We start from the raw sequence: 25876 nt of genomic DNA, 5'->3' as shown, positions 1-25876 counted from the left end.
TGTTTTTTAATCTTCGTTCGATGGTTTTCCGATGGTAGCTAAAATTCCACCATCCACATAAATTATTTGTCCGTTTACAAAATCACTCGCTTTTGACGATAAAAATATTGCTGCTCCCGCCAAATCTTCCGGATCTCCCCAACGTGCTGCTGGAGTACGACTGATGATGAAATCGTTAAACGGATGACCGTCTACTCTAATCGGAGCTGTTTGAGAAGTGGCAAAATAACCCGGACCAATTCCGTTTACTTGAATGTTGTGTTTTGCCCATTCGGTTGCTAAATTTTTAGTGAGCATTTTTAAACCGCCTTTTGCCGCAGCATAAGCCGAAACGCTGTTTCTTCCCAACTCGCTCATCATCGAACAAATGTTGATAATTTTACCTTCTTTGCGTTCAATCATTTGTTTTGCAAGTAATTGCGACATAATGAATGGCCCAACTAAATCCACATCAATCACTTTTCTGAAATCTGCAACCGGCATCGTGATGGCCAATTCTCTTTTGATGATTCCGGCGTTATTCACTAAAATATGAATATCACCTATTTCTTTTGAGATTAGTTCAACGTGTTTAGCGGCATCAATTTCATCGGTTACATCAAATAAATAACCTGTTGCTTGATAGCCTTTGGATTTGTAATACGAAATCGCTTCTTCCATTTTGAATGGCGTGGTTCCGGTGATGATCAATTGAGCACCGGCTTGAGCTAATGCTTCGGCAATGGCCATTCCTAAACCGTGTGTTCCACCGGTTATTAAAGCGTTTTTATGTGTTAAATCGAATAATTTCATCTTATCTTAGTTCGTTTGGTGGACAAATATCCATATCGCTATAATCTAAATTTTCGCCCGCCATTCCCCAAATAAAGGAATAATTGGATGTTCCGGCACCTGAATGAATAGACCATTCCGGCGATAAAACCGCTTGATTATTTTGCATAAAAATGTGACGTGTGTGTTGTGTTTCTCCCATAAAATGAGAAATGGTTTGACCTTCTTCTAAATCAAAATAGAAATAAGCTTCCATTCTGCGGTTGTGTGTGTGAGCCGGCATCGTGTTCCATACATTTCCGGGCAATAATTCGGTTAAACCCATTTGAAGTTGGCAGGTTTGAACAATTTCATTCACAATCAATTTGTTTAAAATTCGTTTGTTAGCCGTTTTTTCTTCGCCTAACTGAATTACAATTGCATTTTCTTTGGTAACTTTTTTGTTTGGGAAATGAGTGTGAGCGGGTGCTGAATTGATATAAAATAAAGCAGGTTTATCTTCATTACTTGAAAAAACAACTTCTTTTGCTCCCATTCCAACATACAAAGCTTCTTTTTTATTTAGTTCAAAAGCTTCTCCATCAACCGTTACCGTTCCTTTTCCGCCTACATTGACAATTCCCAACTCGCGACGATCTAAAAAGTTTTCTGATTTTAAGTACGGAATTGTTTCTAGTTTTAAGTCTTTTGAAACCGGCATAATTCCACCCACAATGTAACGATCGTACATTGAATAGGTTAAATTTATTTCATTTTCTGAGAATAAATTATCAATTAGAAATTGATTTCTGATTTCTTGTGTGTCATATTTTCTAGCATCAATAGGATTTGATGCATATCTAAAACTGAAATTTGTCATACGTATATTTGTTGTAATCGATTACACAAATATAATAATTATTTTTAATAAAACTAAAATATGTATAATTTTTAGAGATAAAAAATAAGATATATGAAAAAAAGTGGACTTAAAACAGCTAAAATCTGATTGTTATAATCAAATCCATAAAAAATCTAACTTAAATTTAGTAGTAGGATTTTCTCAAATCTTCCGTGATGACTTTTTGAAATGAAATGATTTTTTCCGTTAGTAATTATAAACGGAATTTCATCTTTTTTATGAATTTCAATCGAAGTATTTAGTTCTGAGATTTTATTAAATTGAAGATTTCTTAAAGCAATAGTATGCAACATATCGCCTTTTTGAACTGTTTTGGTATAGTATTCCTTTTTATTAAAACAAACAATTCCGGAATCGTAGTCAGTATTTTCTATTTTTAATGGGTAAAATCCACGCAAACCGTCTTCTTGTCGGATGATTTTATAAACGGCTTCCTTCCTACTCCACAAAATCCAAACCATAAGTGTTGGATTTTTTGCAGAAAAAATAAGATTTTGCTCTTTTGTAGTAAATAGTTTATCGAGGCAACCTTTTCGTTGCCAATTGCTTTCTACTCTTGCTAACGCTAAATCGATGACATCATTTCCAATCATTTTTCGGCTAATTTGGTATCGATGATTTCCAACGCTGCTTGAACATTGAGCATTCTTTCCATCGATGCATTGTCAATCACAATATCAAAAGCTTCTTCAATGTCTAAAATAACATCAACCAAATTGGCTGAGTTTATCTTTAAATCATTAATAAAATCTGTGTTTTCATTTAAATTCTCAAAAGCTTCTTGATTTTTAATGTATGGCTTTACAATGTTTTTCAGTTTGAGAATGGTTTCTTCTTTGTTCATTTTCTTTTTTTACGAAGATAAGCAACTTAGCTAAACTTTTTGAAAACAACGCAGGCATTAACATCGCCAAAACCAAAACTAGCTTTTACAGCAATATTGATTTCTTTTTGAAGAAGTTGTTGCGGAATTTTTTCTCTATTAACCAAAGTTTCAATTTCCGGATGCAAATCTTCACAATTAATCGATGGAAAAATAAATCCGTGATGAACTTGCAAAACTGTTGCCACACTTTCAATACTTCCGGAAGCCGAAAGACAATGTCCAATCATTGATTTTAATGAATTAATATATGGGAAATCTGATTTGGATAAATATAAAGCTTTACTCCAATTAAAAATCTCTAAACTATCTTTAGTTGTGGCAGTTAGATGTCCATTTATTGTATCAATTTGATTTGAATTTATATTTGAATTTAGCAACGCATCTTCAATACATTTTTGAACTGCAATTGAGTTTGGAGCGGTCATTGTTCCTTCACCTCGTTGTCCTCCGGAATTGCTGTTTCCACCTAAAACTTCTGCATAAATTGTTGCATTTCTGGCTAAAGCGGATTCTAAATCTTCCAAAATCATTGCTCCTGCTCCACTTCCCGGCACAAATCCGGAAGCACTTGCACTCATTGGTCTAGAGCCTTTTTCAGGTGAATCATTATGTTTGAAAGTACAAACCCGCATTGCATCAAATCCACCCCAAATGTACGGCCCTCTGTCAGAAGTGCTTCCCACCAACATTCGTTTCGCTTGCCCGGAAACAATTCGTTCATACCCCATCAAAATGCTTTCTGTACCGGTTGCACAGGCGGATGAATTGGTTGTTACTTGATTTCCTAAACCTAGTTTGGCCGCCAAATAAGCACTCACGCCACTGTTCATCGTTTGAGCAACAGCTGTACTTCCTAATCTTCTAGTTTGAAAATCGTCAATTTTATAGATGCTTTCCCTGAATTTTTCGATTCCTGAAGTTCCTGATCCAAATATTGTCCCGCTCTCCCAATCGGGATTTTCGTTGTTTTCAATGGATAATCCGGCATCTTTCCAAGCATCTATTCCGGCGATTACTCCATATAAAATTCCGGATGCGTTGAAGTTTTTTAATTCTAATTCTGTAAAATATTCTTTTTTAAGTTCTTCCGCTATTTCAGGTGTTCCCGAAATTTGACAGGAAAACTGTAATCGTACTAATTCTGCATCGTGTTTGATTCCCGAAATTCCGTTTTTGATTGCGTGCAAAAAGTTCTTCACTCCCAAACCATTGGGAGCTACAACGCCTAATCCGGTTATTACGACACGTTTTTTTTGCATTTTATTTTATAATTATTCCTGATAAAGTTCCGCTACAAACTTCTTCTTTTTTGCTGTTCATCATTCGAACTTTGCATTTTAATTTTCCAAAACGGAAATAGACTTTTTCTGAAAAAACGGTGACTTTTTCGTTGGGAAAAACGGGTTTTAAAAATTCAACTTCGGAGGATGAAAAGGCGATTTGCGAAACATCTTCGTTCAAGGTTAGATAAATTCCCAAACAAACCAACCCAATTTGAGCCATAGTTTCGATTAAAATTACACCCGGCGTAATTGGATTATCTTTAAAATGACCTTTATAAAAATCTAACTTTTCATCAAATGTAAATGTTCCTTTTGCTTCATTTTCATCAATTTGAAGCAATTCATCTACAAAAAGAAATGGTTTTTGGTACGGAAGTTTACTTAAAATTAAATCAGTTTCTTTCATTTCAATTTGATTTTAAAGACTTTCACCACCATCTACTTTCACAATTGTACCATTGATCCATTTTGCCTCTTCTTTACAAAGTAGATAAACTACATTGGCCACATCTTCGGGTTCTGTCAATCGTTTAAAAGGATTTCGTTTTATAGCAAATTCTTTAATTTTTTCACTATTCGGAATCAATTGAAGAGATTTTGTATTGGTCACACCCGCTTGAATGCAATTACTTTTGATGCCAAAACCTGCAAATTCATAGGCAATTTGTCTTGAAATGGCTTCCAACGTTGCTTTTGCAGCACTCACAGCTCCGTAATTCGGAATGGGTTTTAGACTTCCTTCACTAGTAAAAGAAATAATTCGGGCATCGTGATGAAATAAATCAGCTTCAAAAACTGCTTTAGTCCAATCGTACAACGAAATTGCCATCGCATTGATAGTTAACAAAAAATCATCGGTTGACAATGAATTTTCGGAAGTCATACTTTTTAAACTTCCTTTTGCAATGCTGTGAATGAGGCATTTTATTTTATTTGAACCAATTTCTATTTTGATTTGATTGATAATTTCTTCTCGCTTTTCTGGTTGTAACGCATCCAAATTAAAACTTAAAAAGGAAATTCCTGTTGATTTTATGATTTCAAATTCTCGTTCAATTTCGGGTAATTCCACTCGAGTATTTCGGTGAATGATGCAAATATTCATTCCGTTTTCGGCTAACTTTTTAGCAGAAGCCAATCCTAATCCGGAACTTCCTCCGAGGATGATTGCCCAAGTATGTTGAAATTCGTTTACCATTCTAATAAAATTCGTTGAGCTGTAAATCCGGGACCGAAACTCAGCATCAAACCTCTTTGACCTAATTTTGGATTTTGTTGCAAAATTCTTTCCAAGACAAATAAAACGGTGGCACTTGACATATTTCCATACAACCGCAAAACTTCTTTGGTGTCGTCGATGTTTTTACCTAAATCTAAAAATAAATCTTCGACTAAATGTACGATTTTTTTCCCACCAGGATGAAAAATTAAATGATCGATATCGGCGATGGATAATTTGTTTTTTTCCAAAAATGGATGAATTATAGCAGGAAAATGTTCGCCAATGGTTTCAGGAACTTCAATATCTAAAACCATTTTTAAACCTTTGTTTGTCAGTTCAAAACCCATCATTTTTTCTTTGTCATAAAAATGATACATGGCTTCGTCAACGATGGTTGGTCCAATTTCATTTTCATAAGAAGACAATAACACGCAGGCCGCTCCATCACCAAAAATCGCAGCACTGACAATGTTTGCCATCGAAAAATCATCCAATTGAAACGTTGCGGTTGGACTTTCAACAGCGATGACAGCGGCTTTTTTATTGGGATTGGCTTTGAGAAAGTTTTTTGCATAAATTAATCCTGAAATACCGCCAACACAACCCATTTCCGTTACCGGAAGTCGAATAATATCTTGTTTTAAATGTAATCGATTAATTAAATAAGCATCGAGAGACGGAATCATAATTCCGGTGCAACTAACGGTAATGATATAATCTAACTCTTCAGGTTTCCAATTGGCTTGACGAAAGGCTTTTTGCAAAACTTGTTCGCCTAAAACAATCATTTCGCGGGAATAAATGGCATTTCGTTCTTCAAATGAAGTGAGTGAAAATACTTCTTCCGGATTCATGATAGAATAGCGTTTGTCAACATTGGCACCTTCAAATATCTTTTTTACTTTTCTAACAAAACGATCGTCTTGACCTGCTAACCAACTATCTAAAAATGGCAGTATTTCTGAAGTTTCACGAGAATATTGAGGAAGTTGTTTGGCAACTGTTTTTATTTTGACGGGCATAATTTATTTTTTATTTCCAAATAATCCATTGGTAACGAAACGCCCATTTCCATTGAATTATTTGTTTTGAAGCGTTAATTTTTTTTGAAAAAGCTATTAATTCTTCCTTTTTGAATCCTTTTAAAATAGAAAGCAAACCGTCTTTTTTGGGCATTTCTTTTAATTGAAAGACAAAACAAACCAATTGAAATAAGTGATAGGCAATGGAACTTCGATGCAAATCATTAATTACAATTCCCAACTTACTTTTTACCAAATAATCTTGTAAAATCATATTAATTTCGTCATCACTAAAATGATGTAATGTTAAGGTAAATAGAGTAATATCTATTTTTACTTCATTAATTTGTTTATGTAAAATATTTTCCTGGATATAGCTGATATTTGTAAATTCTTCCGATAAATTTATGGCTTCTTTAATTGTGAAAGCGTTCGCATCAATCCCAATTAAATCAAATTGATATCCGTTTAAAAGTCCGAATTTTGCAATTTCACGCAACATATCACCATTTCCGCAACCAACATCATAAATGGTAATTGGTTTGGATTTATTGACTGATTTCAGTAATTCTTTTACGCCGTTAATGGTTATTTTATTACCGCCTAACTTTTGATTAATAAATACAATGGTTTGTAAAGCAGTGGTTAATTCATTTCCCTCCATAGAAAAATCATCCATTAATTCTTCTTCTCTGTTGCGAAATTTAGTGTTTACAAACATTATTGAATTGGCTTTCCGTGTGTTTTTTGAATTAGGAAAGGTAGTAATTTTGGGAAGATTATCAGCCATTTCATCATCATTTTACTCAGAACTGGATTGAGTAATAATTTTGAGAGCATTTTTCCCATTTGAATGCGTGATTTAAAATGGAAAATCCACTGATTGGTGTAGTTTATTTCTAATTCCTTGCGATTTATTTTCCCATTTAGAAACTCAATTGTGCATTCGCTGGCTATTTTGGCACTGTGAATTGCCATCGCCATTCCGTTTCCACACAGCGGATGAATTAATCCGGCGGTGTCCCCGAGCATCAAAATATGGTTTTCAACTTGTTTTTTGCTTTCGAAAGAAACTTGACTAATGGTTAATGGTTTTTCAAAAAGCATTTCTGAATTGGCTAAGATGGCTTTTAGTTTTGGGTTTTGATTTAATACCTTCAATTGAAAATCGGAAATAGCTTTGTATTTTTTAAATGATTCATATTTAGTTAGATAACAAATATTAATAATGTCATTCTCCACTTTTGAAACACCGCAATAACCACCTTCAAAATTGTGTAATTCGACTAAATCATTCGGGAAATTTCCCTTGTAATGAGCTTTTACGGCTAACCAAGGGGATTTTTTTTGAATAAAATTACGTTTGAGTTTGCTGTCTAAATTTGATCGTTTTCCAAAAGCTCCTAAAACTACTTTGGCTTGAATAGTATCGTTATTTTCGGTTTGAATGGTAAATGAATCGTTTGAAAAATCAATCTCATTTACTTGTTGATGAATGATTTGACAACCGGATTCTTTGGCTTTTTCATAAAGATAACCATCTAACCGATAGCGACTTATCCCGAATCCACCCAAAGGTAGATGGGCTGAAATTGATTTTCCCGATGAAATAGAAATAGTCGTTTTATCAATTGAAGTTGGATTTAACGTAGAAATATCCAAACCTAATAGCTTGAAATAAGGCAAAACTTCGTTTGAAATAAATTCGCCACAGACTTTATGCTTTGGATAGGTGTTTTTTTCAAATAAGAGAACAGGCTTTCCCGCTTTCGCTAAATGAATTGCCGCAGTTAATCCGGCGAGACCGCCACCGATGATTGCTATTTGGGGAGTTGAGTTCATTTGAGCTAAATTAGCATAAACAATTTATTTTTTTGTTTTTTATATTAAAAATCGCTTGTAAAAATTGTATTAAATTTTAAGCAACCCACGGTTTAAACCTTGAGATAAGTTGGAATCGTGGTATAAATTCCGTTTTTTTCAATGCAAACAACCTACGGTTTTAACCATGGGATAAGTTGGAATCGTGGTATTTCTCTACACAAACATCCCACGGTTAAAACCGTGGGTTAAGTTGGAATCGTGGTATAAATAAGTTGCAAACGTAGATTATAAAAAGAACAAGAGCGACAAAACTCAAACGTGGAGTGTCGCTCTCGTCAACCTAACCAATAAATAAACAAACTTTATATAAACAACTAAAATTTAGTTGACAATGTATTTTTCGTAGTCTTTGGTGTGAACTCTTGCTTTTAAATCGTGAAGCAAATTATACAAACCAAAGAACGTTCTGTTAATGTATAAAAAGTGTTTTGAACCTCTGTTGCCGTTCATTTTTCGCAATTGCGTATCTTTCGAGAACTCCTCACCCATTTTGGCAATGTTTCCAAAGAATTCTTCATCCGAAAAATCAAAGAAATCTCCGTGAAACGGTTGCGTAAACAAACTCAACAACTGATGAAACAACTTGGTGAAATACTCAATTTCTTTCGGCGAATCATCGGTTCGTAATATTTCTAATTCAAACAACTTTTCATTAAACAATTTTGGGTTTCCAATTACTTCCGGTCTTGCCAATTCAAAATACGGCACATAAAACTCTTCCGGAACTTGTTTGATGCAACCAAAATCAATCGCAATTAAATTCGCTTCATCATCAATCAAAAAATTTCCCGGATGCGGATCGGCGTGTACTTGTTTTAAATGATGCATCTGGTACATATAAAAATCCCATAACGCTTGTCCTAATTTGTCACCTTTTTCTCGATCTGAATTGTGAGCCGTAAACTCCGATAAATGTTCGCCATCCATCCAATCCATTGTTAAGATTCGCTTCGACGACAATTCTTCATAATATTTCGGAAATCTCAAATTCGGAATCATCGCACATGCTTCGGCAATGAATTTTCCTTGCTTGAGCTCCAAATCATAATCCGTTTCTTCCATTAATTTATGCTCAACCTCCTTGAAATACTTCTCCGAGTCTTTTCCTTGGAGGTTGAACATTTTAATAGCAAAAGGTTTCACAATTGCCAAGTCTGAACTAATACTTTCCGCTACGCCCGGATATTGAATTTTCACAGCAAGATTTTTCCCATCCTTTGCGGCTTTGTGCACCTGACCGATGCTGGCCGCATTAATTGAATCAGGCGTAAACGAATCGTATAGTTGTTCAGGATATTTTCCCAAATAATTTTTAAATGTCTTTCTCACCAACGGAGCACTCAACGGCGGTACCGAAAATTGTGCCAGCGAGAACTTCTCTACATACGCTCTTGGCATAATGTTTTTCTCCATGCTCAGCATTTGAGCCACTTTCAACGCACTTCCTTTCAGGTTTTTGAGTCCGTCATAAATATCCTCTGCATTGTTTTCGTTCAATTTATCTTTTGTCAAACTCGGATTCACCACTTTTTCGCCATAATAGGCAATGTAGTTTCCTCCTACTTTCAAACCGGTTTTCACCAATTGTCCGGCACGTTCAATTTTATTGGTTGGTATTTTGTCTAGTGTTTTCATATTTTTTTTGGGCGTGTTCCGCCGAAGGCGAACGGGCTATCCGCTGCATCCCGATAGCTATCGGGATCGCTACAACTTCGCAAGCTACGTTGTTGCTGTGGGCTTCCTGCCTGCCGGCAGGCAGGTCCGCTTCTATCCCTCACGCGAATGAGTGCTGTTAATTAAATTTTTCTTTCCAAACAAATTTTCCCAGATCCAATAAACTATCCAATGGAGTGGTATCTAACACATCAAAAGTAGCTTTCACTGCTTTTTCAATCATCACATCTGTTTTTTCAAATCCTTTTGAAGTATCATCCAACCAAAATTTCAATATAAATAAGAACTCTACCCAAGCACCTTCAACATAAAGCGGTTTTGCAATCTTATTGACTTTAAAATCCTCCTCCGAAGTCTGCGTGTCTATCATATCTACGATAAAACTTTTAAAATGGTTTCGAAACGTTTTCAATTGTTGTAAATTTTTCAACATATTCTTTTCTTCCTTCAATGAAAACACGACATAACTTCTGTTTAATGTCAGTATTTCAATCAACGAAAAATAAAGTGTCAATAATTTATTCTTATTCGAATAGGTCAAATAATTTTCATCCGACTCGATTGTGTTTTTAACATTGTCAAAAAATTTCACCCAGATATCTTGCTTCAAAGCATCAAGCGAACCATAAAAAGCATAAAAATCACTTTCTACAATCTTATTATCTTGACAAAACAGATATACATTTTTAGGTTCAGCATTGTGTTGCAATACCTGATCCATATAAATACTTATAATTTCATCGTCGGTAATTGGCTTTTTCTTTGCTGCTGCTTTCTTGGTTGCTGTCATTATTGGTATAATTTATTGATTGTAAAGATACTGCTTTGTTTAACTTTTTTCAAAATTATTTAAACAAAATATTTGTTAAAGTTTTTTCAAAAAAAAAGACCATCTTTTCAGATGGTCTTTTGAATATTTTTATGAGAAATTAGTTTTTCACTTCTTGCTCAGCTTCTTGAATCATTTTTTCGTTAGCTGTAATCGTAAATTCCACACGACGGTTTTTACTTCTACCTTCTACAGTTTCATTTGTAGCAATTGGGTCGTTTGGTCCCATTCCTTTTGTTTTAAAACGAGCAGAGGCTAAACCTTTACCAACTAAATAACTTCTTACAGATGCGGCACGATCTTCAGACAATTTTTGATTGAATTCTAATCTACCAGTACTGTCAGTATATCCGTAAACAACAATATCTGTGTCTGCATAACTTTGTAAAACAGGAACAATCTTATCTAAATTTGCTTTGGCCGTAGCAGTTAACACTGATTTAGACGTTTCAAAATTCACTGAATTTTCACCTAAAACCAATACAATACCTTCTTCAACTCTGTTAACTTCTGCACCCGGTAAAGCTTGTTCAATTTCTCTGGCTTGCTTATCCATTTTGTTACCGATAACACCACCGGCTGCACCACCAACAACACCACCTATCACAGCACCAAGAGCTGTGTTTCCGCCTTTTCCAAGGTTATTTCCTAAAATTCCACCAATCACTGCTCCGGCTGCAACACCAATACCTGCACCTCTTTGGGTATTATTGGTATTTTTTGCTGCTTCACAACCTGTAAAAAGAGTTCCTAAAGCGAATGATGCAACGATACTTAATGATACTATTTTTTTCATATTCTATACTATTATATTAATTAATTTACTTTTTGAAATTGATAAACTACGTCCGTCATCGAATTTCCTACACTTATTCTATCCACTAATTGAAAAGAATTTTCAGTTTGATTGGCTACTTTAAGCACATAACCCTCTCTTACTTTCTTTGCTTTTTCGCCAGCATCTAAAATTTTCATGACAAAATTTCCATCCTTATTTACAAACCAAGTAATTGGCGAACTAAAAGCCGGACAACCCGCTTTTGTTAGAGCCATGTCACCTTTATTGTTGTTAGAGACAAATTTCCATGTGCTTCCCACAAAACATTGTGAGTCGGCAAGATCAAACGAGTTCACTTTAATGTATTCTGACCCGGGATAATTTACGGATGCAATTATCCAATTTCCTTTCATGCCTGCTTCTGTTTTGTTATCCAACTTCGTGGCAGTGTTTGTTTTACAGGACAAAAACAACACGGACAACATACTGATATAAATAATTTTTTTCATTTTTTACTAATTTAAATGTTAGCCTTGCAAAGATAGAGCCAATTTTGTTAAATAAAATTATATAATTTCCACTTTTTTGTCGAATTTATTCTACGTCAATTTGTCATATCTTCACAAATGGTATTGCTTTTGCTTATTCAGAAACCAATAATGTTTAACTTAAAATTCAAAATATGACAACCGGAAAAATTAATGTTTCTGTAGAAAACATCTTTCCTTTAATTAAAAAGTTTTTATACAGTGATCACGAAATTTTTCTTCGTGAATTGGTGTCTAATGCCACAGATGCTACTTTAAAATTAAAACACCTAACCAGCATTGGGGAAGCCAAAGTGGAATATGGCAATCCAAAAATTGAAGTAAAAATCGATAAAGAAAACAAAAAGTTACACATTATCGATCAAGGTTTAGGAATGACAGCCGAAGAAGTTGAAAAATACATCAACCAAGTGGCTTTTTCAGGTGCCGAAGAATTTTTAGAAAAATACAAAGATTCTGCCAAAGATTCAGGTATCATCGGACACTTCGGACTTGGATTTTATTCTGCTTTTATGGTGGCTTCCAAAGTGGAAATCATCACAAAATCATTCAAAGACGAACCGGCCGCACATTGGACGTGTGACGGAAGTCCGGAATTTACCTTAGTTCCAAGCGATAAAACCGAACGTGGAACAGAAATCATCCTTCATATTGCTGAAGATTCATTAGAATTTTTAGAAGAATTTAAAATCCGTGAATTGTTGAAAAAGTACAACAAATTCATGCCGGTGTCAATTAAATTTGGAACTAAAAAAGAAACGCTTCCAAAACCGGAAGACGCTCCTGAAGATTACAAAGCAGAAGAAATTGAAGTTGATAACATCATCAACAACCCAACTCCGGCTTGGACAAAAGCTCCAACAGAGTTAAAAGATGAGGATTATAAAGAATTTTACCGAGAATTGTATCCTATGCAATTTGAAGATCCGTTGTTCAGCATTCATTTGAACGTGGATTATCCGTTTAATTTGACCGGAATTTTATATTTCCCAAAAATGTCTGCGGATTTACAAATTCAAAAAGACAAAATTCAATTATACCAAAATCAGGTTTATGTAACGGATAATGTAGAAGGAATTGTTCCGGAATTTTTGGTTATGCTTCGCGGAGTAATTGATTCGCCGGATATTCCGTTGAATGTTTCGCGTTCGTATTTGCAATCGGATGGAAATGTGAAGAAGATTTCAAACTACATTACCAGAAAAGTAGCAGATAAATTGAAATCCTTATTCAACGAAAACCGTGAAGATTTTGAACAAAAATGGAACGACATCAAAATTGTTTTGGAATACGGAATGCTTTCAGAGGACAAATTCTATGAAAAAGCCGGAGATTTTGTATTGTATCCAACGGTTGATGATAAATTTTTCACTTTAGCAGAATTAAAAGAAAAACTGGCAACCAATCAAACCGACAAAAACGGAAAATTGGTGGTTTTATATGCTTCCAACAAAGAAGCTCAACACGGCTATATTGACATTGCAAGAGAAAAAGGATACGAAGTATTGTTATTAGATAGCCCGATTGTATCACATTTGATTCAAAAATTAGAAGCTGACAATGAAAACTTGACGTTTGTTCGTGTCGATTCGGATCACATTGACAAATTGATTCAGAAAGATGAAACGCAGATTTCAAAATTATCGGAAGAAGAATCGACTAAACTGAAAACAGTTTTAGAAGAATTGGTTCCAAAAGCGACTTACACCGTTCAATTGGAAGCAATGGATAGCAATGCTGCCCCGTTTATGATTACGCAACCGGAATTTATGCGACGAATGAAAGAAATGAGTCAGTCCGGCGGTGGCGGAATGTTCGGTATGGGTAACTTTCCGGAAATGTATAATTTGGTGGTAAATACCAATTCCAATTTAGCCACAACCATTCTTTCAACTGAAGATAAATCGGCTCAAGAACATTTGGTCAAACAAGCGATGGACCTAGCCAAAATCTCGCAAGGATTATTGAAAGGCGAGGAATTGACGGCTTTTGTGAAGAGGAGTTTTGAGATGATTAAATAGTATTAAGACTGGAAGTATTAAGACTTAACCTGTGAGTGAAAACTTGCAGGTTTTTTTGTGAAACAAATTTACCTTTGTCAAAGTTTTGAACTTTGACAAAGGTTTAGAAAATAATTACATTTGAAAATAACTTAATACAAACAAATGAATCTACTAAAAAAATTAGACCTTCTTTTAGCAGACTTGGGAAACCCAGCAGCCATTAAAAGAAACCATATTGATACCGTAACAGAAAGTAAAATAGAAAATGTAAAAGGCGAAAAAATTGCTTCTTCAATTAATGGTGGCATTTGGGCAGAAGTTAATGAACTTTCAGAATACAGTTTTCTCGACATAATCGTTGTTGGCAATAGGAAGATGAAAACATTTGAAGGTTGCGAAATAATCTTTCAAAGTGCTGAAAAAGAGTTAAAACTTATTTCTGATACTAAAGAAATAGAATCAAACTACTCAAATGTTTCCAACCGATTTATAACTGAAATTAGTTTCGACATTACCAACTTGAACATTGATTATATTTTAGAAAGAAAAGCAGAAATAGCAACTTTAAACTAAAAAAAGAAGTTGAAATTTTTAAAATTATCAAATAAATTTAAACCTATAAATCACTCCATCTCTCCCAAATAAACACTCCAAACCTCTTTTTGATTTTCGCCAAACGATTTTAAATTTTCAGAGAAATAAACCTTTTGTTTAATTTCAATAATCATGATTTGTTTGTTTCGTTCGATTTCTAAATAATAGTGATTGATCCAATAATCATTGAAAAATTGAACTTTTTCATTGGTTTTTTTTGTTTGGAATCGAATACTTTTTTCATTTTCCAGAAGATTCAGAAATTGAGTAAGTGTAATTTTTTCTTTTTTAGAGGAAAGAAAATTTACAACAGTAACGTCCTTTTCTTTAAAAAGAGTAAAAATAGTCGTTTTAATTTCATTCTTTAAATCACTGGAAATTGTTGGATTTGTTAATAGTTGAGTATATTCATAAAAATCATTCACTTTTGCAAATGAACTTTCCTGATAGGCATTCAATACTTCCATAGAAAAATTTGCTTTCATACTTTTTTTAGAAAAACCAGCATCTTGAGCTTTTCCAAAAATGGAAATAAAGAACAATCCGATAAGTAAATAATTGATTTTCATACTTATTCTTGTTTTATCCGAATGAATTGAATTTGATTTTCTGAATTATTTTTAATGTCTAAAATCCGCATTTTTTTGATGGTTGAAGTTGGAATTACTAATTTCTGTGAAAATTCTTTTTTATTATAGTATTCGGCTCCTAAATTGTTGGGTAACATCACGATAACTTCTAAATCATCCGATAAAATCTTTTGCAATTGTTCTTTTCGGGTTTGCCAATCTTTGATATCTGATTGCATAAATGCTTTGAGCATCAAGGCATAATCATCGGGCTGCATCAAAAGAATTTGAGTTTCCGTGTTTGATTTGACTATTTCCACTTCCTTTTTTTTGTAAAATGGACTTTCTACACTGATTTTAGTTTCCGGTGAAACGGATTCAATTGTCGCTTTTCCATCTTCTACTTTTACCGGAATTTTCTTATTATCATCAATTTGATAAACTTTCACATCTTCATCAGCTATTTTCTCTTGTGTAAATTCATCTTGAATTTCAATGGTTTTTGAATTTGTTGCCGTTTTATTCATCCAAAAGAAAATAAAAAGAATAATCATCAATCCTACTCCTATTATCCAAAAATGATTTTGTTGCCTTTTATTATTTTGAATGGGTACAATTTCTTTCCTATTTATAAAAACAAACTCATTCCAACCTGAAAATCCGCAAAATTGACATAAAATATCCAACATGTCTTTTCTTGGCAGTTTTTCATTGGTTTCGGGTTTCAAATGCGTATAAATCCATTTTTCACTGATGCGTTGTTTCTGTTTTTCATCAATTAAATCAATCAAATTCTGAATGTCTTGCGAACTGAATTGCTTCCAATTGTCTTGAAAATAAGGATAATGCTTTTGATAGGTCAATAGCACTTCGTTTTTCAATAATTGAAATAATTGTGGTTCGTTCATCATAAAATTGAATTCGAAAATAAAAATACGCTTTTAATTCGATACTGTAAAACTACTGTAAATGTTTAGAAAACCAATTACAATCAGTTGAAAGTTGTTTTGCCAATCCTTTTTTAGAATGTCAAACTACTATTGCACCATAAACTTTTAAATCATAAAAAAATGAGAACAATTCTTTTTATCTCTTGTCTATTTTCAATTGTAATGGTGCAAGCTCAGGGTTCAAATGAGCTTTATGGAAATGCACAACGTACTAACTCGTCATTTCATTTGAACAATAGCGAACACCAGCGTGTTACCCAAACCAAAAACGAAGCGGTTTATCGTATTAAGATTTTAAATAACGTAAAAACCGATGCTTATATGGTGACTTTCGGACTCAATCAAGAAGCTTCAAGTGTAAAGGAATGCAACGCAAAAATTAATCTACGAATTCAAGGTTTTAAAGCAGCTGCCAAGAAATTGGGAGTCAAAGAAGACGGAATTTATATTGATTTTATTACTCAAAATAAAATATATGATTACGAATCAGAAAGCCAAGGTTCGCAAGTAAAAGTGAATCAGGTGGATGCCGGTTATGAAATTAAAAAGAATATTATTCTGCGGTTTTCCACTCAAATTTCGTTTGATGATTTAGTGGAAAAAGCTTCTGATTTTGGAATTTATAACATTATTAAAGTCGATTATATTAATTTGAATGCTGATAAAATCTATGAGCAAATGTTTGAAGAAGCTCAAAAATTAGTTCAAATTAGAAAAAATCAAATGGGTAAATATATTGATGAAGGTGCAGAAGATGTTCCGACTATTCAAGTTAGTTTTGCGGCTTTATCACCAATTTCACAATACAAAAGTTTTCAAGCGTTTGAGTCATCTGAACTTAATTATTCTAATAATTCTCGTTACAATGACAAGCAACTGATTAGAAAGGAAGAACGCAAAAGCAAAACATTCTATTATGATGGTTTAAATCCACAAGGTTATGATAAAATTATGAATGCTGATTCGCCTGTGGTTGGTATGCAATATGTGATGGAAATGACAATGACGTATCGGAAAAAGCAGTAAATACAAAACTCTCCTTTAATTGGGAGAGTTTTCTCTTTTGCTTAATTCTTCTTTAATACTTTTTATTTGTTTTGATAATGTAATTATTATAGGTAAAAAAGCGATTGGTAAAATTGTAAAAATTGGACTTCCCATTTTTATATTCAAAAATATTCCACTAATCAACATAATGCCCATTGCTACTAAAATTAGAATAGAATATGATTTTAGCTTCTTTTCTTTTGTTTTAAGTTGGTCTGTTGTGAGTTTGGATAAATCTTTTTCTTGCATAGAAATTTTATTTATTTTATTAGAAACAAGACTTTGAAAATATTAATTAACGATGAATTTTTTAGTCAAAATTTCATTATCAGTTGTTATTTTTAGAATATACATTCCGTTGCTAAGTTCATTAACATCAATAGTATTGTTAGTCGTTAAATTATCCGAAGCAACTATTTTTCCCATTACATCAATAATTGAATAATTTAATACCACGCCATCATAATTAACTTTTAAAAAATCCCTAGTTGGATTAGGTGAGATTGAAAATGTAGTAGTTATATTTTCATTTACACCTAAAACTCCATATTTGCTAACTGCAAATATGGAATTATCACATTCAAATTCCAAAATATATTCTGATGGTAATGGCAGATTATCAACGATTCCTGTTACTGTATTTACTACTTTCAAATGGCGGTCACCAACAGCATCCACACCTACAAAAATATATGAATTGGTTTCTTGGTCAAATGTTTTATTGCCCATTTCATATCCTGGAGTGTCAACCATATCAACTATTGTTGACACAGTGGCGTCGAGAGGATTTAATATACCAATTTTCACCGAGAATGGTGTTCCAAATTCATATGAATCATTAGACATGGTGTATATTTTATTCGTTTTGTTGCTAAATTCTAATCCATAAAAATCAACAAATATTGAATCCGGAATTGGCAGTATTGTATAAGAAAAAGGTTGAGAATTTACATTTACAGTAACTAGTTCTTTAATGCCATCTTCTTTTAATACAGTGAAATAAAATATTTTTAGATTAGAATCAAAACAGGAAGAATCATGGTAATAACTTCTAAACGAATCAAAATTTATAACACCTAAAGTAGTAATGGCTTGTGTAGAAGGATTAAACATCTTAAATTCAGGATTGTTAGGGTCTGTAAAATCATAACTATAAACTAGACCACTCTCCATATCAACTTCACTTCCACCATTGTATATGCTACTTTGCGGAGAAACAGTTACTATTTGAGAATTGGTATCATAACTAAAAAGTTTATTTTGATATTCACCTGAATCATACTGAATTGCATTGACATAGAATTTTCCGCTTCTAACATCAAAAGTTGAAGTTCCCATGTAAACGGATTGAATTGTGGAATGTGTGCTGATATCATATGCAGTGGAACCGGCACTCCACTTAACAATATCCAATTCATTATTTTCTGTTATATTAAAACCAATCAATTTTATTTCCTGAGCATTTATGATCAAAAAATTGCTTAGCAAAATACAAATTGTAATAAATAATTTAAGGTAATTTTTGGTTTCCATAATAATATGATTTACAGGATTATAAATCAAATTTAAGTACATAATTTAACATTCTAGATTAAACAGAAGTTAAATGTCATAAAATATAAAATAGTAGAATAAAACAATTTTGATAAAAAATTTGGGCTTATCGAATATACTAAGAAATTCAATAAGCCCAAGATAATTTAAGTAACTATTATTTACAATTTCCCTTCCTTAATTTCCTCCACTATTTCAGGATTTAATAACGTAGTAATATCACCAAAATTAGAATAATCTCCTTCCGCAATTTTACGTAAAATTCGTCTCATGATTTTTCCGCTTCTTGTTTTTGGTAAACCGGAAACAAATTGAATTTTATCTAGTTTAGCAATTGGCCCAATTTGATCGGAAATTTGTTGATTGATTTCTTTGCGGAGATTTTCTTTATCTCGGGTTTCTCCTATTTCTTTCAAAATCACAAAACCATATAACGCATTTCCTTTTACATCATGAGGGAAACCAACAATTGCACTTTCAGCCACAGCCGGATGTTCGTTGATTGAATCTTCAATTGGTGCTGTTCCTAAATTATGACCTGAAACAATGATAACATCGTCAACTCGACCGGTGATTCGGTAATAACCAACTTCATCACGCAAAGCTCCATCACCTGTGAAATATTTTCCAGGGAAAGCCGAAAAATAAGTCTCTTTATACCGTTCATGGTCACCCCAAATGGTTCGAGCCATTGCCGGCCATGGGAATTTTATACATAAACTTCCGGTGACTTGATTGCCTTCGATTTCATTACGCAATTCATCCATCAAAACAGGTTGAATTCCAGGTAGTGGTAAGGATGCATACGTTGGTTTTGTTGGGGTTACAAATGGAATGGGCGAAATCATGATACCACCGGTTTCGGTTTGCCACCAGGTATCGACTAATGGGCATCGCTTTCCTCCTACGTGGTCGTTGTACCAATGCCAAGCTTCTTCATTAATCGGCTCACCAACAGATCCAATTACTTTTAACGATTTTAATGGAAAACGTTGTACAAAATCAATATTTTCTTTGGCTAACGCACGAATGGCGGTTGGAGCAGTATAGAATTGGGTGATTTTGTGTTTTTCAATTACTTCCCAAAAACGACTATAATCCGGATATGATGGAACTCCTTCGAAAATTACAGTTGTTGCTCCGTTTAACAACGGTCCGTATAAAATATAAGAATGACCGGTTATCCAACCAATGTCGGCTGTACACCAATAGACATCATTTTCTTCATAATTGAATACGTTTTTAAAAGTATAAGCTGTGTAAACCATGTAGCCAGCTGTAGTATGCAACATTCCTTTTGGTTTTCCGGTTGAACCGGAAGTGTAAAGAATGAATAAGGGATCTTCTGCATCCATAATTTCGGCTACGTTATTCGGAACGGCATCATCTAAAAGTGGTTGTAGCCAAAGATCACGACCATGCTTCATACTGATGGTTTCATTGGTTCTTTTCACAACCAGAACTCTTTCTACAGAAGGTGTTTTTTCTAACGCTTCGTCGATAATTCCTTTTAAATCGATGGTTTTATTTCCTCTAAATCCGCCATCAGAAGTGATGACCATTTTACATTCGCTATCGTTAATTCGTGTTGACACTGCCGAAGCAGAAAACCCTGCAAATACCACTGAATGTATAGCTCCAATTCTGGCACATGCTAAAACAGAAACAGCCAATTCCGGAATCATCGGCAAATAAATACAAACTCGATCTCCTTTTTTAATCCCTTGATCTCTAAGCACATTTGCCATTTTGGCTACTCTTGCATATAAATCATTATAAGTAATATGTTGAGCTTCTTCGTCTGGATTATTTGGTTCAAAAATAATGGCGGTTTTATCACCCCTTCGAGCCAAATGACGGTCAATGCAATTTTTAGTGATATTAACTTTTGCATCCACAAACCACTTGAATTTTGCTTCTTGCATATCAAATTCAAATACTTTGTCCCATTTTTGATACCAGGTGAAATTTTCATCAGCTATTCGGTCCCAAAATTTTCGGGGTTCACGAACCGATTTTTTATACATTTTGAAATAATTCTCGAGGTCATGTATTTTATAGTAACTCATGATGTTCTGTTTTTTGGTCTAATTTTTATGTAAAAATAACGAATCTAATCGTTCATTGCAATGTATCTTTGCTAAAAAGATATAGGTAAAATTGCATTAATGATTTTATTTTTGCTTTGAAACTGCATATTTTTCAATAACTTCAATTATTTCATCAATGATTAGTTCGTCGTCTATGGTTGATGGAATTTGAAATTCAATTTTATCAACGATATTTCGTAATAATTTACGTAATATTTTTCCTGAACGCGTTTTGGGTAATCTTTGTACAATCATCACATTTCGCAAACAAGCTACTGCTCCGATTTGGTCACGAATTAAATGAACAATTTCGTATTCCAATTGAAAATGTTCTGTTTCATTTCCGGTTTTCATTACAACCATAGCAAGAGGAATTTGACCTCTTAATTCATCATTCACACCAATCACAGCACATTCTGCCACAGCCGGGTGCGATGCTACAATTTCTTCCATTTCAGCTGTTGATAATCGATGACCTGCTACATTGATGACATCATCTACTCTTCCTGTTATAAAAATATAATCTTCTGCATCTTTAAATCCGCCATCACCGGAGAAATAATACCCCGGAAATTTTGATAAATAACCTATTTTAAATCGTTCACTATCATTCCATAAATCGAGCATCGTTCCCGGTGGTAACGGTAATTTTATAACAACAAAACCTTCTTCGTTGGCACCAACTTCTTCCCCATTATCATTTAAAATACGAATGTCATATCCAGATACCGCTTTTCCGGCAGATCCGGGTTTAATTGGCAGAAACTCCACTCCCATCATATTGGCAATCATCGGCCAACCTGATTCTGTTTGCCACCAGTGGTCGATCGCGGGAACCGGAATGTGTTGATTATACCATTCTAATGTCGCTACATCACAACGTTCTCCAGCCAAAAATTGGGTTTTTAAACTTGATAAATCATATTCTTTGATAAATAATCCATCCGGATCTTCTTTTTTGATGGCTCGAATGGCAGTTGGAGCAGTAAACATTACATTAACTTTATGTTCGGCAATCACTCTCCAAAATGTAGAAGCATCCGGCGTTTTAATTGGTTTTCCTTCAAAAATGATGGTTGTATTTCTGTTGATTAGCGGACCATAAACAATATAACTATGTCCAACCACCCATCCTACATCGGAAGCTGCCCAAAAAATATCATCGGGTTTGACTCCGTAAACATATTGCATTGAAAATTTAAGTGCCGTAGCATAACCTCCTGTATCTCTTACAATTCCTTTAGGTTTGCCGGTTGTTCCGGATGTGTATAAAACATAAAGCGGATGTGTTGATTCTACTGAAACGCAATCAGTTTCTTCCGAACCATAAACTAACGCATCATAATCCACATCGTATTTTTTGAATGGAACTCTAGCCCCTAATTTTCGATTAAAAACCACTACTTTTTTAGGTTTGTGATTGGCTAATTCGATTGCTTCATCAACTAACGGTTTGTAGGCAATTAATCTGTCAACTTCAATTCCGGAAGAAGCTGTTAAAATGATTCTTGGTTTGCAATCATCAATTCGGATAGCCAATTCGTGAGGAGCAAATCCGCCAAAAACTACGGAATGTGTCACTCCTATTCTTGCACAAGCTAACATCGCAAAAGCAGCTTGTGGAATCATTGGCATATAAATTACTGCAGTTTCGCCTTTTTTTATGCCTAATGAAAGTAAACCTCCGGCTAATTTGGCAACTTGGGTTTTGACTTCATTATACGTATATTTTTTTACGGTTTGTGTAACCGGAGAATCATAAATAATAGCTATTTGTTCACCAAAACCGTCTTCAATGTGTTTATCTAATGCTAAATAACATGCATTTAATTCGCCATCAGCATACCATTGTGGATAGTCATTTTTATCCTTTGATAAAATGGTTTCGGCTGTTTTAAACCAAGAAATTAAATTGGCTTGCTCTTTCCAAAATAATTCCGGATTGTCAAGACTTTTTTGATAAAATTCGTTGTATTGCATTGTAGTTGTTGTTATTTTATTAGAAGTTCATTCACTTGATCTACCAATTTTTTGATTGAAAATGGCTTGGTCATGTAGGCATCTGCACCCAATTGCATTCCTTTCTCAATATCGCTTTCTTTGTTTTTGGCCGATAGAAAAATGACTTTGCAATTGGTAAGTTTTTCATTCTTTTTAACCGATTCAATCGTGGCATAACCATCTACATTGGGCATCATAATATCGAGAATGATTAAATCCGGTTGTTCGTTTTTTAAAATATCCAACGCTTCCTGACCGTCACGAGCGATGAAAACTTCAAAATTGTTTTTCTTAAACGTATATTCCAACGACATGATAATGTTGGGTTCGTCATCTACTAATAAAATCTTTTTCATGAGTTTTATTTATTTTTGGGAAGGATGAAAGAGAATGTCACGCCATTTTGAACATTTTCTGCCCAGATTTTACCTTTATGAGCTTCGATGATTTGTTTGCAAATAGCTAATCCTAATCCGCTTCCGATTGGTTTTTTTATATTTTGATTGTTTGATTGATAAAATTTGTCGAAAATGGTCTCCAAATCATTTGAATTTACTCCTTTTCCGTTGTTAAAAACATTTATTTTGATGAAATCTTCCTTATTTAAAACGGTGATAATAATCAATCCTTGCTTTTCATCCGTAAACTTTATGGCATTGGAAACCAAATTGGTTATAACTTGAATGATTCGTTCTTCATCATATTCTATAATAACTTTTGATTGATTTTCATCAAATTCCACATGAATCTTTTTGTTCGAAATCAGTTGTTGTAAAGGTGAAAGTGATCTGGAAATGGTTTGAATAATGTTTCCTTGACTAGGATAAATTTTCTGTTTTCCGGTTTCAAATTTTTCTAAATCCAAAATTTTATCAATTAATCTATTCAAACGATCGGATTCGGTGATAATATTTTGAAGAAATTGCTTTTTAAGTTCTTCCGGAATTTCGTCATCGTCATGCAAAATTTCGCTCGCTGCCCGAATGGCGGTTATTGGTGTTCGTAGTTCATGCGTAACGGTATCTAAAAAATCATCTTTTTGTTTATCTTTTAATACTAAAGTTTCATTTGCTTTTTTCAGTTGCGATGAAAGTTCCTTTAACTCATTGGATGTTTCTGTCAGTTTTTTATTGATGATAAGATTTTCTTTCGATTCTTCTAAAATTTTCAACACTTCAGGTAAACTGATTTTATCTTCTTTGGTTACACTTTCAATTAATATTTTGGCAGAAGCAGTTCCGATGTGACCGGTTAATAGGTTTTCGGCAAATTTGATTAATCGAGCATCTGCCATCAAATCATCCGGAGCAATATTATACTTCATTTTGAAAATGGAAAGTGCTCGATTGGTTCGTTCTTCACCTAAAAAACGCTTCAACACTTTTTGAATATCAGACACATAAGCAGTTCCTTTCCAAACAAAAGCATTTTCATGGTTGTTGATGTATTTATCAATATCTACGAACATTTCGGCATAATTTCGTTCGCGGTAATCACCTTTAAAACTTACAGAGACAAATAGATAAACCAAACTATTGAACAACAAACTCCAAAAAAGTGCATGTGGAATAGGTTCTAGATAATCTAATCCAAACAATTGAAATGGTTGTAAAAAAGTATAACCAAAGAAACCTTCTTTAAAAAAGTTACTTTCGGGATTGATAGAACTCATTAAAAACGGTAGCATAATCGTGTAAAAACAAATTAGCATTCCTACTATTATTCCCGCTACTGCTCCGTTAAGTGAACCTCTTTTCCAAAAAATAGCACCAAAAAAAGCCGGTCCGAGTTGAGCTACAATTACAAACGAAATCATTCCGACGGATACCAACGAAAAATCCATGATGAAAAATCGGTAGTAGATGAAGGCTAAAATGATCAGTAAAAAAATACCAATTCTTCTAATATTTACGATGCGTTCGCTATTGCTTTCCTGGTTGTCTTTTTGTAAGGAACCTAATAATCCATACGGAATTAAAAGATTGTTACTCAACATAGTAGAAAGTGTAATCGATGAAACAACAATCATTGAAATGGCCGCTGAAAATCCTCCTAAAAAGACCAAAACCGTCATAAATGTGTTGTCAAACAGTTGCGGAATTAAGAGCGAAAACATATCCGGATTTACATCTTTACCTTCAAACAAAATATTTCCACCCCACGCAATCGGATAAACGAACAAATTGAATAACAAAAGATACAGTGGAAATAACCAAATGGCTGTTCGAATGTGTTTTTCACGGTTATTTTCTACGATTGACATGTGAAATTGTCGTGGTAATAAAAAAATCGAAAAAAAGGATAAAACAATGAGCATCATCCAATTCATTCCGCCTTCTAAACCATGAATTGTATTTCTTTCTTCAAAACTTTCCATTAATGATGCTTTGGCATAAATGGCATCAAAACCATCAAAAACGTAAAAAGTGACATACAATCCTAAAATAATAAAAAAGAACAATTTTAACACCGATTCCATCGCAACAGCAGTCACAATTCCTTTTCGTTTTTCGGATGCATCCACATAACGTGTTCCGTAAAAGGAAGCAAAAAGAGCTAAAACTAAGGCAACATAGGTTGAAGTATCTAAAAAAACATTCGTAGTTTCCGGTGAATTGGTTACAATATGAAATGTTTCAGAAATTGCTTTGAGTTGTAATCCCACATAAGGCAAAATCGCTATTAGTGAAATGATCGTAACTAAAGCTCCCAGAAATCGACTATTTCCATAACGAAGCGAAATAAAATCGGCTATACTTGAGATTTTATTAACTCTAGAAATGCGAATTATTTTTCTTAGAATAACAATCCAAGCCGGAAAAGCAATCACTGGTCCGAGATAAATCGGAATAAAATTTAAACCTGAATTTGCAGCCACACCAATACTTCCGTAGTACGTCCAGGTTGTGCAATAAACAGCCAGTGAGAGTGAATAAACATAGGGATTATTTGTCCATTTTGAGTTCCCTTTTCGTTCTGCCCATTGAGCAATAAAAAAAAGTAATCCGAGATAAAGCAGCAATATGACTAATAAAAATCCGCTATTCATTGTATTTTTTTAAAAAGTAAAATGAAATGATAATTGACAATGTCCAAACCGAAAAAATGTAAAAATAGATGATTGGAATTCCAAAAATAGCTTCAGATTTGTTGAAAAGTAATAGTATTGGAAAGTTGAATGCCATCCATAACAACAAACTAATAATCACAAATTTTTGAAGATGTCTTTTTTTCATTTTTAGTTTTTCATTTGAATCACGAACTCTGCTC

Annotated in this window: 26 protein-coding genes; 3 read left to right on the top strand and 23 right to left on the bottom strand. The window is 33.7% G+C overall.

Translation table 11 applies throughout. The annotated features are described in order from the left end of the window. Positions 1–6 precede the first annotated feature (6 nt). The 14 genes from M0M57_RS14515 to M0M57_RS14450 form a co-directional block, all read right to left on the bottom strand. A complete protein-coding gene (locus M0M57_RS14515) occupies positions 7–792 on the bottom strand; it encodes a gluconate 5-dehydrogenase (protein ID WP_248433783.1) in 786 nt (261 codons plus the stop codon). Between the two features lies 1 nt (position 793). Beyond that, on the bottom strand, positions 794–1630 hold the full coding sequence (gene kduI / locus M0M57_RS14510; RefSeq protein ID WP_248433781.1) for a 5-dehydro-4-deoxy-D-glucuronate isomerase: 837 nt from the start codon (positions 1628–1630) through the stop codon (positions 794–796). A 155-nt stretch (positions 1631–1785) separates the two neighbouring features. Beyond that, positions 1786–2265, bottom strand: a complete 480-nt coding sequence (locus M0M57_RS14505) for a 4'-phosphopantetheinyl transferase family protein (RefSeq protein WP_248433780.1) — start codon at positions 2263–2265, stop codon at positions 1786–1788. Next, entirely contained in the window at positions 2262–2516 is a 255-nt protein-coding gene (locus tag M0M57_RS14500) for an acyl carrier protein (RefSeq protein ID WP_248433779.1), read from the bottom strand. Before M0M57_RS14500 ends, M0M57_RS14505 begins: the two co-directional genes overlap by 4 nt. A gap of 26 nt (positions 2517–2542) precedes the next feature. After that, on the bottom strand, positions 2543–3817 hold the full coding sequence (locus M0M57_RS14495) for a beta-ketoacyl-[acyl-carrier-protein] synthase family protein (RefSeq protein WP_248433778.1): 1275 nt from the start codon (positions 3815–3817) through the stop codon (positions 2543–2545). Between the two features lies 1 nt (position 3818). After that, a complete protein-coding gene (locus M0M57_RS14490; protein ID WP_248433777.1) occupies positions 3819–4247 on the bottom strand; it encodes a 3-hydroxyacyl-ACP dehydratase FabZ family protein in 429 nt (142 codons plus the stop codon). A 12-nt stretch (positions 4248–4259) separates the two neighbouring features. After that, on the bottom strand, positions 4260–5039 hold the full coding sequence (locus M0M57_RS14485) for an SDR family oxidoreductase (RefSeq protein WP_248433776.1): 780 nt from the start codon (positions 5037–5039) through the stop codon (positions 4260–4262). Further along, complete coding sequence (locus tag M0M57_RS14480; RefSeq protein WP_248433775.1) at positions 5033–6085, bottom strand: type III polyketide synthase; 1053 nt, start codon at positions 6083–6085, stop codon at positions 5033–5035. Before M0M57_RS14480 ends, M0M57_RS14485 begins: the two co-directional genes overlap by 7 nt. A gap of 10 nt (positions 6086–6095) precedes the next feature. After that, positions 6096–6806: a methyltransferase domain-containing protein gene (locus M0M57_RS14475; protein ID WP_248433774.1), complete on the bottom strand. Its 711-nt coding sequence runs from the start codon at positions 6804–6806 to the stop codon at positions 6096–6098. Beyond that, positions 6806–7927: an NAD(P)/FAD-dependent oxidoreductase gene (locus M0M57_RS14470; protein ID WP_248433773.1), complete on the bottom strand. Its 1122-nt coding sequence runs from the start codon at positions 7925–7927 to the stop codon at positions 6806–6808. The genes M0M57_RS14475 and M0M57_RS14470 overlap by 1 nt, the downstream gene beginning before the upstream one ends. A gap of 363 nt (positions 7928–8290) precedes the next feature. Further along, positions 8291–9604 carry an ABC1 kinase family protein gene (locus tag M0M57_RS14465; protein WP_248433771.1) on the bottom strand — a complete coding sequence of 438 codons (1314 nt, stop codon included), beginning with the start codon at positions 9602–9604 and terminating at the stop codon, positions 8291–8293. Positions 9605–9761: 157 nt separating this feature from the next. Continuing rightward, positions 9762–10433: a TetR family transcriptional regulator C-terminal domain-containing protein gene (locus tag M0M57_RS14460; RefSeq protein WP_248433770.1), complete on the bottom strand. Its 672-nt coding sequence runs from the start codon at positions 10431–10433 to the stop codon at positions 9762–9764. 139 nt (positions 10434–10572) lie between these two features. Then, the gene (locus tag M0M57_RS14455; RefSeq protein WP_248433769.1) at positions 10573–11268 is read right to left on the bottom strand and encodes an OmpA family protein; all 696 of its coding nucleotides are present in this window, start codon (positions 11266–11268) and stop codon (positions 10573–10575) included. 20 nt (positions 11269–11288) lie between these two features. Next, positions 11289–11759 (bottom strand): lipocalin family protein, encoded by a 471-nt coding sequence (locus M0M57_RS14450; protein WP_248433768.1) that lies wholly within the window; start codon positions 11757–11759, stop codon positions 11289–11291. A 173-nt stretch (positions 11760–11932) separates the two neighbouring features. On the opposite strand from M0M57_RS14450, the gene htpG reads away from it, so the two are divergent. Together htpG and M0M57_RS14440 are read left to right on the top strand one after the other, a co-directional pair. Beyond that, positions 11933–13819 (top strand): molecular chaperone HtpG, encoded by a 1887-nt coding sequence (gene htpG / locus M0M57_RS14445; protein WP_248433767.1) that lies wholly within the window; start codon positions 11933–11935, stop codon positions 13817–13819. A gap of 144 nt (positions 13820–13963) precedes the next feature. Next, positions 13964–14374 carry a hypothetical protein gene (locus tag M0M57_RS14440; protein ID WP_248433765.1) on the top strand — a complete coding sequence of 137 codons (411 nt, stop codon included), beginning with the start codon at positions 13964–13966 and terminating at the stop codon, positions 14372–14374. Positions 14375–14424: 50 nt separating this feature from the next. On the opposite strand, the gene M0M57_RS14435 is transcribed toward M0M57_RS14440, so the two are convergent. Continuing rightward, positions 14425–14964, bottom strand: a complete 540-nt coding sequence (locus M0M57_RS14435) for a hypothetical protein (RefSeq protein ID WP_248433763.1) — start codon at positions 14962–14964, stop codon at positions 14425–14427. A gap of 2 nt (positions 14965–14966) precedes the next feature. Continuing rightward, entirely contained in the window at positions 14967–15875 is a 909-nt protein-coding gene (locus M0M57_RS14430; protein ID WP_248433761.1) for a hypothetical protein, read from the bottom strand. Between the two features lie 159 nt (positions 15876–16034). On the opposite strand from M0M57_RS14430, the gene M0M57_RS14425 reads away from it, so the two are divergent. Beyond that, a complete protein-coding gene (locus tag M0M57_RS14425; RefSeq protein ID WP_248433759.1) occupies positions 16035–16940 on the top strand; it encodes an SIMPL domain-containing protein in 906 nt (301 codons plus the stop codon). Between the two features lie 15 nt (positions 16941–16955). On the opposite strand, the gene M0M57_RS14420 is transcribed toward M0M57_RS14425, so the two are convergent. The 7 genes from M0M57_RS14420 to M0M57_RS14390 form a co-directional block, all read right to left on the bottom strand. Then, on the bottom strand, positions 16956–17210 hold the full coding sequence (locus M0M57_RS14420; RefSeq protein ID WP_248433757.1) for a 6TM ABC transporter family protein: 255 nt from the start codon (positions 17208–17210) through the stop codon (positions 16956–16958). A 42-nt stretch (positions 17211–17252) separates the two neighbouring features. Continuing rightward, a complete protein-coding gene (locus M0M57_RS14415) occupies positions 17253–18494 on the bottom strand; it encodes a T9SS type A sorting domain-containing protein (protein WP_248433756.1) in 1242 nt (413 codons plus the stop codon). A 182-nt stretch (positions 18495–18676) separates the two neighbouring features. Next, complete coding sequence (gene acs, locus M0M57_RS14410; RefSeq protein WP_248433754.1) at positions 18677–20584, bottom strand: acetate--CoA ligase; 1908 nt, start codon at positions 20582–20584, stop codon at positions 18677–18679. A gap of 105 nt (positions 20585–20689) precedes the next feature. Then, entirely contained in the window at positions 20690–22585 is a 1896-nt protein-coding gene (locus M0M57_RS14405; protein WP_248433753.1) for an acetate--CoA ligase, read from the bottom strand. Positions 22586–22596: 11 nt separating this feature from the next. Beyond that, positions 22597–22962, bottom strand: a complete 366-nt coding sequence (locus M0M57_RS14400) for a response regulator transcription factor (protein WP_248433752.1) — start codon at positions 22960–22962, stop codon at positions 22597–22599. Between the two features lie 5 nt (positions 22963–22967). Next, the gene (locus M0M57_RS14395) at positions 22968–25655 is read right to left on the bottom strand and encodes an ATP-binding protein (protein WP_248433751.1); all 2688 of its coding nucleotides are present in this window, start codon (positions 25653–25655) and stop codon (positions 22968–22970) included. Beyond that, complete coding sequence (locus tag M0M57_RS14390) at positions 25648–25842, bottom strand: hypothetical protein (RefSeq protein ID WP_248433750.1); 195 nt, start codon at positions 25840–25842, stop codon at positions 25648–25650. Before M0M57_RS14390 ends, M0M57_RS14395 begins: the two co-directional genes overlap by 8 nt. Between the last annotated feature and the right edge of the window lie 34 nt (positions 25843–25876).

Source organism: Flavobacterium azooxidireducens (assembly GCF_023195775.1).
Taxonomy (GTDB): Bacteria; Bacteroidota; Bacteroidia; order Flavobacteriales; family Flavobacteriaceae; genus Flavobacterium; species Flavobacterium azooxidireducens.
This window is presented reverse-complemented; position numbering and strand designations above follow the sequence as displayed.